At 64.7% G+C, this 12,276-nt stretch carries 10 protein-coding genes; 5 read left to right on the top strand and 5 right to left on the bottom strand.

Annotated elements, in window-relative coordinates; translation table 11 throughout:
- Window positions 1-8: 8 nt before the first annotated feature.
- The 5 genes from GM910_RS09255 to GM910_RS09235 all read left to right on the top strand — a co-directional run bounded on the left by GM910_RS09255 (window position 9) and on the right by GM910_RS09235 (window position 5,640).
- Window positions 9-1,952, top strand: coding sequence for a TRAP transporter large permease (locus tag GM910_RS09255; protein ID WP_159587238.1), 1,944 nt, complete (start codon window positions 9-11; stop codon window positions 1,950-1,952).
- Window positions 1,953-2,009: 57 nt separating this feature from the next.
- Window positions 2,010-2,927, top strand: coding sequence for an SDR family NAD(P)-dependent oxidoreductase (locus tag GM910_RS09250; protein WP_159587237.1), 918 nt, complete (start codon window positions 2,010-2,012; stop codon window positions 2,925-2,927).
- Window positions 2,928-4,100, top strand: coding sequence for an acetyl-CoA C-acyltransferase (locus GM910_RS09245; RefSeq protein WP_159587236.1), 1,173 nt, complete (start codon window positions 2,928-2,930; stop codon window positions 4,098-4,100).
- Between the two features lie 38 nt (window positions 4,101-4,138).
- Window positions 4,139-4,567, top strand: coding sequence for a MaoC family dehydratase (locus GM910_RS09240; protein ID WP_281354878.1), 429 nt, complete (start codon window positions 4,139-4,141; stop codon window positions 4,565-4,567).
- Window positions 4,568-4,710: 143 nt separating this feature from the next.
- Complete coding sequence (locus GM910_RS09235; protein WP_159587234.1) at window positions 4,711-5,640, top strand: LysR family transcriptional regulator; 930 nt, start codon at window positions 4,711-4,713, stop codon at window positions 5,638-5,640.
- Here GM910_RS09235 and GM910_RS09230 read toward each other — a convergent pair.
- The 5 genes from GM910_RS09230 to GM910_RS09210 are packed head-to-tail and all read right to left on the bottom strand — an operon-like array spanning window position 5,637 to window position 12,206.
- Window positions 5,637-6,977, bottom strand: coding sequence for a lyase family protein (locus GM910_RS09230; protein WP_159587233.1), 1,341 nt, complete (start codon window positions 6,975-6,977; stop codon window positions 5,637-5,639). The two genes, GM910_RS09235 and GM910_RS09230, sit on opposite strands and share 4 nt — an antisense overlap.
- Window positions 6,974-8,800, bottom strand: coding sequence for a dipeptide ABC transporter ATP-binding protein (locus GM910_RS09225; RefSeq protein WP_159587232.1), 1,827 nt, complete (start codon window positions 8,798-8,800; stop codon window positions 6,974-6,976). The genes GM910_RS09230 and GM910_RS09225 overlap by 4 nt, the downstream gene beginning before the upstream one ends.
- Window positions 8,797-9,714: an ABC transporter permease gene (locus GM910_RS09220; RefSeq protein WP_159587231.1), complete on the bottom strand. Its 918-nt coding sequence runs from the start codon at window positions 9,712-9,714 to the stop codon at window positions 8,797-8,799. Before GM910_RS09220 ends, GM910_RS09225 begins: the two co-directional genes overlap by 4 nt.
- Window positions 9,711-10,628: an ABC transporter permease gene (locus GM910_RS09215; protein ID WP_159587230.1), complete on the bottom strand. Its 918-nt coding sequence runs from the start codon at window positions 10,626-10,628 to the stop codon at window positions 9,711-9,713. The genes GM910_RS09220 and GM910_RS09215 overlap by 4 nt, the downstream gene beginning before the upstream one ends.
- Before the next feature lie 51 nt (window positions 10,629-10,679).
- Window positions 10,680-12,206, bottom strand: a complete 1,527-nt coding sequence (locus tag GM910_RS09210; protein ID WP_159587229.1) for an ABC transporter substrate-binding protein — start codon at window positions 12,204-12,206, stop codon at window positions 10,680-10,682.
- Window positions 12,207-12,276: the final 70 nt, after the last annotated feature.

Here is a 12,276-nt window from a genome sequence, read left to right as displayed (position 1 = left end):
GGGAAATGGTGACGCAGGCTACGCCGTCCGCAGCGGTCAACGAGCGGATTTCCGATCTCCTGGATTCGCTCGGAGCCGGTCTAAAGAACGCGATCTCGTGGCCCGGTCGCGTGGCGCTCTATCTCGGCGGCATCGCACTGGTCGGGCTGATGGGGCTGATGGTGGCCGACGTGGCGCTGCGGAACCTGTTCGCGATCGTCGTGCCGGGCGGGATGGAGCTGACGGGGCTCTTGACCGTCCTCGTCGTGCTCTCGACGCTGAGCGTGGTCGAGATCGAGAGGAACCACGTACAGGTCGACCTCGTCCTTCGGGCTCTGCCCGAATATGCGCGGGGGCCGACCGTTTCAGGCGGGCTGCTCCTGGCATTCCTCACCATTCTGATCACCGCGCTTCAGATCCTGGCGCAGACTTCGTATCTCAGGAGCAACGGCATCGTCACCGGTGTGCTCGGCTTGCCGGAGTGGCCCTTCGTCGCCGCCGCCGCGGCCTTCGTCTTCCTGTTCGCGCTCGCGCTACTGGCGAACCTGGCGACCGAACTCGGCGCCGTCGCCAGGGCCGCCGACATGCGCTCGCTGGTCATCCTCCTGATCTGGGGGATCGTGGTTGCGGGGATCGTCTATCTGAGTTTCCACCCCGACGCGCTGCCGTTCCCGCTGTCGCGAAGCGCCCGCGGCCTCATGAGCATCGGCCTTTGCTTCCTGCTCATCTTCCTGGGCGTTCACGTGGCGGCGGCGATGGCGGTCACCGCCCTCGTCGGCATCAGCATGCTGATCTCCCCCGCGGCCAGCCTGACGAGCCTCGGGACCACCACCATCGACGTGGTGAGCGACCAGACCTGGAGCGTCGTGCCGCTCTTCACCTGGATGGGACTGATCGTCGTCGCCTCCGGCTTCGCCGCCGAGCTCTACCGGTCGGCCTATCGTTGGATCGGGCATCTGCCGGGCGGGCTTGCCTCGGCCAGCACGGTCGCCTGCGCCGGGCTTTCCTCCATCGTCGGGGACACGCTTTCCGGCGTCTACAGCATGGGCTCGATCGCGCTGCCGGAGATGCGGGCCTACCGCTATGACATGAAGCTCGCCACGGCCTCCGTCGCCTGTGCGGCCACCATCGGCGTGATGATCCCGCCGAGCCTGGCCTTCATCGTCTACGGCATGGTCACCGAGGTCTCCATCGGCAAGCTGTTCATGGCGGGAATTCTGCCCGGCATCCTTTTCACGGTGATCCTGATCGCGCTGATCACGGTGCGCGCCGCACTCAATCCCGAGCTTGCGCCACGCGGCGAGAAAAGCAGCTGGGGCGAACGGCTAAAGTCGAGCACCGGCACCTGGCCCATACTCCTACTCATGCTGCTCGTCTTGGGTGGTATATATTCCGGCGCGGTCACGCCCAACGAGGCGGCGGGCCTGGGGGTTTTCGGCGCGCTCACGATTTCGTTTCTGACGCGGCGTCTCGCCCTTGCGAGATTGTGGGACTCGATCGCCAGCACCCTTCGCCTCACGGCCGCAATCATCGTCATCTTCATGTTCGCGGCCGCCTTCAGCCGGTTCATCGCGCTGAGCGGCCTGACCCAGCAGCTTGCCGAACTGGTCATCGGGCTCGATCTGGGAAAATACCAGATCATCGCGGCGATCCTGGTTTTTTACGTGGTCATCGGCATGTTCATGAACGCCCTGCCGGCGCTGGTCCTGACCGTGCCCATCTTCTTCCCCATCGCCATGAGCGCGGGTTTCGACCCGGTCTGGTTCGGCGTGCTGGTGGTCATCATGGTGGAACTGGGCGTGGTCACGCCGCCCATCGGCGTCAACGTCTTCGCGATTGCGGCCATTGCCCGCGACGTGCCGATGTACGACATATTCATGGGCGTGCTGCCGTTCTGGATCGCCTATGTCATACTGATCGTGCTGATCGTGCTCTTCCCGCAGATAAGCCTGTGGCTGCCGTCGCTTATGTAGCCGCGCAATCCTCGAAAAATCACTGCCGTTTCTAAGGCCTGCACAGGAGCTTTCAACTTGACTATCGACTTGACGAACAAGGTCGCAATCGTGACGGGCGCCGGAGGAGGCCTCGGGCGGCAACATGCCCTGGCTCTCGCCAGGCGCGGCGCCAGGGTCGTCGTTAACGATCTCGGCGGCAATGTCGACGGCACCGGGGGGTCGCTCGCCGCGGCGGATCGGGTCGTACAGGAAATCCGGGAAGCGGGCGGGGAGGCGATGGCCAACCGCGCGTCGGTGACGGACTTCGGTCAGGTCGAGGCGATGGTGGCGGACGCGACCGAGGCCTGGGGCCGCGTCGACATCCTGGTCGCCAATGCGGGCATCCTGCGGGACAAGACCTTCGCGAAAATGGAGATCGAGGATTTCCGGGCGGTGCTCGACGTCCATGTCATGGGCTCGGTCCACTGCGCCAAGGTCGTCTGGACCGGCATGCGCGAGCGCGCGTTCGGGCGCATCGTCTTCACGACGTCGTCGAGCGGGCTGTTCGGGAATTTCGGGCAGGCGAATTACGCCGCCGCCAAGATGGCGCTTGTCGGGCTGATGAACACCCTGGCGCTGGAGGGCGCCAAGTATGACATCAGGGTGAACTGCCTCGCCCCCACGGCCGGAACCCGCATGCTCGAAGGGCTGATGCCGCAGGACCAGCTCGAAGCGCTCGATCCGGCGCTGGTGAGCCCGGCGGTTCTCGCGCTCGTCGCCGACGACGCGCCGACGAAGACCGTGCTCTGCGCGGGCGCCGGAAGCTTCGAGGCTTCCCGGATCGTCCTGACGAAAGGGGGGCATTTCGGCGCCGGCGAGGATGCGGCGGAGAAGGTGCTCGCCCACATGGACCGATTGACCGATACGGCCGGGCATCTGCTGCCGGAAGAGGGTGCGGTTCAGTACAGGCACGAATTGGCCCTGGCCGGGTTCGTCCCGGGCAAGGGGGCGTAGATGCGCGACGCCGTCATCGTCTCCACCGCGCGCACGCCGATCGGCAAGGCCTATCGCGGCGCCTTCAACAGGACGCCGGCGCCGACGCTGGCGGCGCACGCCATTCGCGCCGCGGTCGAGCGTGCGGGCGTCGAGGGCGGCGAGATCGACGACTGCCTCATGGGTGCGGCGCTGCCGCAGGGCTTCCAGCACACGATCGGCAGGACCGCGGCAATGAGGGCAGGGCTGCCGCACACGGTCCCCGGAATGACGCTCGACCGTCAATGCTCTTCGGGTCTCATGGCCATCGCGACCGCCGCCAAGCAGGTGGTGGTCGACCGGATGGATGTCGTGCTGGTGGGCGGCGTGGAGTCCATCTCGACGGTGCAAACGAAAGAACTCCGCGTCGACATGGATCCGGAACTCGTCGCCATGCAGGACGACATGTTCATGCCCATGATCGATACCGCGGAAGTCGTGGCCGCGCGCTACGGCATCGGCCGGGATCTGCAGGACGCCTACGCTCTACAGTCACAGCGGCGGACGGCGGACGCGCAGAAGGCGGGGCGGTACCAGGAAGAGGTCGTGCCGGTTACCGCCACCATGATAATGGTCGACAAGGCGACCGGCGAAGTCTCCGAACGCGAGGTGACGCTCTCGCGCGATGAGGGCAACCGCCCGGAAACCACTTTGGGCGGACTTGCCGCACTGAAGCCGGTGCGCGAAGGCGGGGTCGTCACGGCGGGCAATGCCAGCCAATTGTCGGACGGCGCTTCGGCCTGCGTGGTCATGGAGGCCGGCCTGGCGGAGCGCCGGGGCCTCACGCCGCTTGGCCGCTATGTCGGCATGGCCGTCGCTGGCACGAAACCCGACGAGATGGGCATCGGGCCGGTTTTCGCGGTTCCGAAACTGCTCGAGCGTTTTGGGCTGGAAGTGGACGAAATCGGCCTCTGGGAGCTCAACGAAGCCTTCGCCGTTCAGGTTCTCTACTGCCGCGACAGGCTCGGCATACCCGACGAACTCTTGAACGTGGACGGTGGCGCCATCTCGATAGGACATCCCTATGGCATGTCGGGTGCGCGGATGGTGGGGCATGCGCTGATCGAGGGCCGGCGGCGCGGAGTGAAGCATGTCGTCGTTACCATGTGCGTGGGCGGCGGCATGGGTGCGGCGGGACTGTTCGAGGTTTTCTGATGCGGAACGGACGGTTCGATCTTGGCGACCTGCAGTCGATGAAGGGCCGCGAGCTGGGCGTGTCGGACTGGCATCTGATCGAACAGGGCAGGGTTTCCGACTTTGCGGCGGTGACGGAGGATTTTCAGTTCATCCATGTGGACCCCGATCGGTCGGCCGTAACACCGTTCGGCGGCACGATCGCGCATGGTTTCTTGCTGCTGTCCCTGCTGTCCGTGATGTTCAAGGAAGCGGTTGGCGAAATACGGGGTGTAGCTATGTCCATGAACTACGGCTTTGAATCCGTTCGCTTCGTGTCGCCGATCCGCACCGGCAACCGCATCCGCGGCCGCTTCACGCTTAAGGAGTGCGACGAGCGAAAGGCAGGACAATGGAGGCTCCTTCTTCATAGTACCGTGGAGGTCGAACGCGAAGAGAAGACCGCGCTCGTCGCCGATTGGCTGGTTGCCGTGCTTGGCGAGACTTGATTGCTCATCTCGATCGGACGATTTTAGAAGAGGTCGCACTGTAGTTCACCGAGCCTTCAGCCCCTCGAGTTCGCAGGGCGTGTTAATTGACGAGGGTGCAAATTTAGCCCAGACTGTTGTTTGTTCCGCAATTCACGAGCTCCATGAACCTTCGCAGCCTCATCTTGTTCCGGCATATCGTCGTGACCGGATCGCTTTCCGAGGCGGCGAACCGGCTGAATCTCTCGCCCTCTGCGGCGAGCAGGCTTCTTGCTCAGCTTGAAATACAGCTTTCGCTCACCCTGTTCTCGCGTTCACGCCGTAACCTCAAGCTCACCGAGGATGGCGCACTCTTCTATCGGCAGATATTCAACACGCTGAACGGGCTGGACGAGATCCCGCTCATTGCACAGGACATTCAACGCAGAGCGCGCGACTGGCTCTCCGTCGTGACGGCCGCGCCACTCGCCAGTGCGCTCGTCGTGCCGGCAATCGCGCGGCTGCGCCAATCGGGCCTCGACTTCCAGTGCACCCTGCATGTCGAGAGCCGGTTCGACATCGAGAGCAAGGTGGCGGCGCGCGGCTACAATCTCGGCTTCATCTCGCTTCCGGTCGAAAACGAGATCATCCCGCTCGACATCATGCCGCTTCTGCGCTCACGGCTCTGCGTGCTGATGCCGCAGGCGCATCGGCTGGCGGCCAAGCCGCAAATCGCCCTTTGGGAGCTTGCAGAGGAAGAACTGGTGACGCTGGCGCTCGGCCAGCGCTGGCGCACACGACTCGACGAAATCATGGGCGGGGCGGGGCTCAAGCCACGCATCGCCTTCGAGACCGGTTCGACCCTCGTGACCGTGGAGATGGTCCGGCAAGGCCTGGGGCTGACGCTGATCGATCCGGTTTGCCTTCCTCTCGCGGCAATGGATGGGCTGGTAATGCGGCCGCTCGAGAGCGACCATTGGACCACCTATGCAAGCATTCATGCAAAAGGGCCGCGGGCAGAACTGTCGGAGGTTTTCCTCGATGCTTTGACTGCCCATCTGGACGACCAACGCGACGCGCATCCAGAGATCGCCGAAACGCTCTACTTGATTTAGGCCGAGGCGAACTCGCGCGAGAGCCGCCTTGCCATCTCCACCGCCTCACGTGCGATGCGCACGCTGTCCCCGCAATAGCCGGCCGGGTCGAGCGCCGCGCAAATTCCGCCGGGCTCCATGTGCGCGCGGAGCGTCTCGTCCGAAGCTAGCGTCCCGGCGACGTCGTCTGGGTCCTGCCGGTGGCCATCGAGCGCATGATGGATCAGGTCGTGCGCGGCCGCGCGGCCGGTCTTCGGTGCGAGCAGCATCATGAGCTTTTCGGTGGCGATGGCGCCTCCGCTCATCCGCGCGTTTTTTGCCATACGTTCAGCATTGACCGCGACGCGGGACAGAAGCCGGTCGAAATTCTCCGCCAGCGTCCAGGCGAGCGGTACCGCACGGTCGAGAACGGAGCTCAGCAACTGATTGGCCGCCGCATCGCCCTCGTGGCTCGACCGCCCGGTTTCCAGTGCCGTGCCGGCAAGCCCGCGCAACTCGGCGGACTCGGCAAGGACCTTCACCACGAACTTCGGATTGACCTTATGCGGCATGGTCGAGGAGCCCACCGTCCCAGCGTCGAGCGTCTCGAAGACTTCGCCGATCTCCTGCGTCATCAGGAGATAAAGCTCGGAAGCGATCCGCTCGAGCGTCATCGCCAGAAGGGAAAGCTGCACCACATAGTCGGCGAAGAGGTCATTAATGGCGCGGCCCGGCACAAGCAATTCACGCAAGTTCAGGCGAGCGGCCAGCCTGCGATTGATTTCACGGCCCTCGTTACCGAAGGCGTGCATCGCGCCGACGGCGCCTCCGAAAGGGAGTGCGAAGAGCCGTTTGCCGCCGCCGTCAAGGCGTTCGGCAGCACGCGCCATTTCCTCGATCCAGCCCGCCACCTTGAAGCCGAAGGTGATGGGAAGCGCGTGCTGCCGGTTGGTCCGGCCGACTGTCAGCGTGTCCGCGTTCTTTGAGGCGAGTTCCGCGAGCCGGTCGAGCGCGCCCGACAGCACCCTCCTTATGGCGCGGTCGGCCTCGCGGATCAGCAGGATGCGCCCCGTCTGCATCACGTTTTGCGTTGTCGCGCCCCAGTGAACGTAGTTGCCGGCCTCGCCGGCTGCCTTGCCGAGGAGACGCGTCAGCGACAGGACGGGCGCCATGGTGCGGCGGATGTCGGTTTCCAGGGCCTCGACGCCGATCTGCTCGAGGACGGCGGCGGCGCGAATGTCTTTCGCCGCCCATTCGGGAATGATGCCAAGCTCGGCCTGCGTTTCCGCAAGGGCTGCCTCTATGTCGAGCCAGGACTGCCAAAGCGTCTCGCGTGAGAAAAGCGTCAGGGGCGTCAGTCCCTGGGCGGGTACATTCATTGCGCGACCTCTGGCTGAAGGAAATTTGCCTCGAAGCGCGGCGCGGCGGCTACAAGCCGCCGGGTGTAGTCGCTTTCGGGGGCAGTGAGCACGCGACGCGCCGGCCCTTCCTCGACGATGCGGCCTTCCAACATGACGGCGACCCGGTCGGCTACCTGATGCACGACGGCCATGTCATGGGTGATGATCAGGCACGTCAGGCCCATCCCGGCGCGCAAGTCGTCGATCAGGTTCAGGATCTGGGCCTGGACGGAGACGTCGAGTGCCGACGTCGGCTCGTCGCAGACCAGCGCCCTGGGCCGGGTGACGAGTGCGCGGGCGATCGCCACACGCTGACGCTGGCCGCCGGAAAGCTGCGAGGGAAAGGCGTGGAGGAGCCGCTTCGGCAGGCGGACAAGGTCCATTGCTTCCGCAACAGCCGCGTCGCGCGTGGCGGCGTTCCGATCGCCGCGCAGCCAGAGCGGACGGGCGATGATCTCCGACAGGCGGCGGCGCGGGTTGAGCGAGGAATAGGGGTCCTGGAAAACCGGCTGGACGAAGCTTGCCCTCTCTATCGGCGAAAGTTCGACGATTGGGCGACCGAGCATCGTGACCTTACCGGAAGTCGGCTGTGCGAGGCCGAGCAGAATGCGGGCAAGGGTGGACTTGCCCGACCCGCTCTCGCCGATCAGGGCGAGCGTCTCGCCGCGATGCAGTTCCAGCGACACGCCCTTGAGCGCCGTGATATCGCGCTTCGGCGCGAACAGCGCCTTGCGGGTGGTGAAAACCTGGGTGATGTCCCTTGCCGCGAGCACGATGTCAGCGTCTTCCGCTGCGCCATGTCCATGCAGCGGCTCCATTTCACGGCTCGTCTGCGGCGGTGCCTTAAGCATGCAGCGCCAGGCGTGGTCGCGCATGCCTGCGCGCAAAGGCGGCCGGGACGCGACGCAGTCCTCGCGACGGTGCTCGCAGCGCGGCGCGAAGACGCAGCCCTTCGGCGCGCGCATCAGCGAGGGTACGGTTCCCGGAATGGCAGCGAGGCGTGAAGGCGTGGCGCCGACCTGCGGAATCGCGTGCAGCAGCGCCTGCGTGTAAGGATGTGCCGGCGCGTGCAGCACGTCATCAGCGATACCCCATTCGATCATTTCGCCGCCATACATGACAGCGACGGTATCGGTGCGCTCCGCGACGACAGCGAGATCGTGCGAGATCAGGATCAGCGCCATGTCGCGTTCGCGCCGGAGATCGTCGAGCAGATCCAGGATCTGCGCCTGCACCGTCACGTCGAGCGCCGTCGTCGGCTCATCGGCGATCAGGAGCTCGGGATCGAGCATCAGCGTCATGGCGATCATTACGCGCTGGCGCTGGCCACCCGACATCTGGTGCGGGAATTGACCGAGGCGCATCTGCGGATCGGGAATGCCCACGCGGTCGAGCAGGTGGAGCGCCTTCTTGCGCGCCACCGACGTGGAGAGAAGCCCGCGGGAGACGGCCGCTTCGGTCATCTGCCGGCCGATCGTGTAGACCGGATTGAGCGAGGTCATCGGCTCCTGAAAGATCATGCCGATGCGCGGACCGGCGATCTCCCGGGCGAAGGCGGAATCCTCAAGCGCCCCCAGGTCGATGCCGTCGAATTCGAGCCGGCTGGCCGTGGAGCGGGCGCCGCGCGGCAGGAGCCGCATCAGGGCGAGGGCCGTCATGGACTTGCCGGAGCCGCTTTCTCCGACAATGCCGATGGACTGGCCGCGGTCCAACGTGAGGTCGACGTCGCGGACTGCGTGAAGGGCTCCCGACGGCAGAGGCAGCGCGACCGAGAGGCCGCGGATCTCAAGGAGGCTCATCATCCGTTGCGACCCTCTGGCGTGGTGACATCGCGTAGCCCGTCGCCCATCAGATTGGCTCCGATCACCAGCAGGAAAAGGCAGATGCCGGGCAGGACGACGAGCCAGGGACGGTAGAACATCGCCTGCTTGCCCTCGGCGATCATCAGCCCCCAGGACGGGGTCGGCGGCTGGATGCCTACACCGAGGAAGGACAGGCTCGCTTCCGCGAGGATGGCGATGCCGAGCTCGAAGGTGAAGATCACGATGATCTGCGAGGCCAGGTTCGGCAGGACCTCGTGCCAGATGATCTGGCGGGGACCGGCGCCGGAGGCGGTCGCCGCCGCGACGAAATCGAGGCTGCGTATGCGCTGCGTCGCGGATCGCGTGACGACCAGATAATAGGTCCAGTGCAGAACGCCGATAATGCCGATCACCACCCAGATCGATGGGCCGATGATGAAGACCAGCGCCATCGCCAGCAACAGACCGGGCAGGGCGAGCTGGGCCGTCAGCAGGAAGCTGACCATATGGTCGATCCAACCGCCGAAATAGCCCGCGAGCACGCCGAGGGTGACGCCGATCAGGAGGCCGATGGTCGCGGCACCGAGGCCGATCGTGATCGACACGCGGGTGCCGTAGATCAGGCGGCTCAGATAGTCGCGTCCATTCTGATCGGTACCGAGCAGGTGGTCCCAGGTGCCGCCTTCAGACCAGACGGGCGGCAGCATGCGTGTCGAGAGCGATTGCTGGAAAGGATCATGAGGCGCGAGCAGCGGGGCAAAAATCGCCACGAGTGCAATCACCGCGATCAGTCCGGCGCCGATCAGGAAGCCGGTATGGCTGGCCATGCGCCGGCGAAAGACCTGGCCGGGCGTGAGCGCCTCGGGTTCGCTATCCGCCTCGACGATGGCGAAGGTGATCTCGGTGTCGCTCATCCGATGCGTATCCTCGGGTCGAGCGCCGCATTCAGAATGTCGGCAAGAAGGTTCATGGCGACGAACACGATCGCGAAGACGAAGATCAGCATCTGCACGGTCGGGATGTCGGCGCCGAGGATCGATTCCAGCGCCAGTCGGCCGAGCCCGTTGATGGCGAAGATGCTCTCGGTGATGACGGAGCCGCCGAATTTCTGACCCAACTGGACGGCGAGAACGGAGATGACCGGCAACAGCGCGTTGCGTAGCGCGTGGCGGCGCAGGAGCTGCCAGCCGCGGAAGCCTTTTGCGCGGGCCGTGCGGATATAGTCGGCGCTCATCACCTCTATCAGGCCGGTGCGGGTCAGCCGCATCACGGCGGGGACGGAGGATGCGCCCAGCACGAAGGCCGGCAGGACGTAATGCCGCCAACTGTCGTCGCCCGAGACAGGGAATATCGGGATGGTGACGGCAAACAGGATGATCACGATCAGCCCGAGCCAGAAGTTCGGTACCGCCTGTGCCGACACGGCGACACCGAGCGCGAAGCGGTCGATCCAGCTGTTCGGGTTGAGCGCGGCGAGCGCACCCAACGGAATGGCGATCAGGATCGTGACCGCGAGCGCCGAAAGGGCGAGCGTGATTGTCTTGTCGGCGCGATCGGCGACCAGCGCAGCCACGGGTTTATGCCAGTAGTAGCTTTCACCGAAATCACCGGTGACGACGCCGCCCAGCCAGTCAGCGTAGCGGACGGGCAGAGGCCGGTCGAGACCATAGCGGGTGCGGATGGATTCGACGACCTCGGGCGGCGCGTCCTCGCCCGCGATGGCCTGTGCCGGATCGGTCGCGACGTTCAACAGGAAGAACGTGGCGAGCGATACGGTGAAGGCAACGAGAACGGCGAGCAGCCCCCGCATTGCGATATATCTCAGCATGGTCCAATCCTGCCGGAGTAGCGGCGGAATGTCTCCTGCCGCCTTGCCGGATCATTTCCAGCTTGAATTCTGAAGCCGTGGCAGCCCGTCCGGATCGAGCGGAAAGGTCAGGTCGGGCGAGACGAGGTAGTTCGCCGAATAGGAAAAGAGCGGCGCCCAATACGCCTGGTCGGCGATGCGCCCAAGCGCCTTGCTGTAGAGCATCTTGCGCTCTTCCGGATCATTGGTCTGCTCGGCTGCGAGGACCATCTCCTCGAGTCCCTCGTCTCCTGACAGGTTGCGGTCGGTATCGGCGAAGTGGATGCGGGCGATCGCAGCCGTGTCCGCTGTGCCGCCGGAGCCCCAGGTGCCGAAATAAGCCGGAATATCGCGCTGGGCACGCACTTGGTTCAGGCTCTCCAACTTCACGTAACGCAGGTTGACATCGATCCCGACGGTTTCGAGGTCAGCTGCGACAGCCTCGGCCGCGGCCTTGTCGCGATAGGCCCAGAGTTCGAGCGGAAAGCCCTCCTCATATCCGGCCTCGGCAAGCAGCGCGCGCGCCTTTTCCGGATCGTAGTCATAGGCGGGGATAGACTGGTCGCAGCCGAACTGGGCCGGGTGGCAGGCGGTGTGGATCGCCTCGGCGGAGCCGCCGATGAGGAACTTCGCCATCTCCGGTGTGTTGAGCGCGTGATTGATCGCGCGGCGCACGAGGACGTTGGTTAGTGGCCCGTCCTTGTCGGTGTAGCCGGCAGCATCCAGCACAAGGAATCCCACGCGCAGGTCAGGCCCACTCAAATGCTCCGCCATTGGCGTGGCGCCGAGGCTCTCGGCAAGATCGAGGGGCACCTTGAACATCCAGTCGACACCGCCGGACATCAGTTCGGCCTGCTGGGTGCCGATATCCGGAATGTTGCGGACGACGATCTTCGAGATCGCCGGTTTCTCGCCGAAATACCCGTCGAAACGTTCAAGAACGAGTTCCGTGCCCGGCTCGAAAGAGGCCACCTTGTAGGGGCCTGTGCCGATCAACTCATTGGCCATGGCATCGCGGTCGACGGTGCCGCCCGCTTCATAGGTGCCGGCCTTGCGCAGCATGATGCGCGCGCCCATATCGCGCAGCACCAGCGGGTAGACCGACGTCAGGTGGAAGCGCACCGTGTTCGGGCCGGTGACCTCGGCGCGATCCAGCCAGCGTTCGACGACGCCCGAGGCGTTCGACTCGCTATCGGGATTGTTGATCCAGTTGTAGCTGTAGGCGACATCCTCTGCCGTCAATGTCGAGCCGTCGTGGAAGACGACGTCGTCGCGCAGCATCACGTCGAGCGTGGTGTCATCGACGAACTCGTAACCCGTAGCGACGGAGGGCTCGATCTCGGCCGTGTCCGGATTGATGTTGAACAGGGTCGCATCGGTCAGTTGCGCGAGAATGATGTATTCGCGCTTGGTCGTGTAATTGTAATCGAGATTCAGGATTTCCTCGGTCATGGCGACCCGGAGAGTGTCGTCGTTCTTGCCGGCATGGGCCGGGCCGATCACAGTGGCCAGCACAATGGCGCTCGCCGTGCAAATATCGCGCACACGAAATTGGCGCATGGTTTCCTCCCTACTGAGTCCGGCTAGTATGAGATGGAAGCAGCGACGAATAAAATTGCAAAGATCGGGA

This window comes from Chelativorans xinjiangensis (assembly GCF_009812055.1).
GTDB lineage: Bacteria > Pseudomonadota > Alphaproteobacteria > Rhizobiales > Rhizobiaceae > Chelativorans > Chelativorans xinjiangense.
The sequence above is the reverse complement of the archived record's forward strand: the minus strand, read 5'-3'. Positions and strand labels throughout refer to the sequence as shown.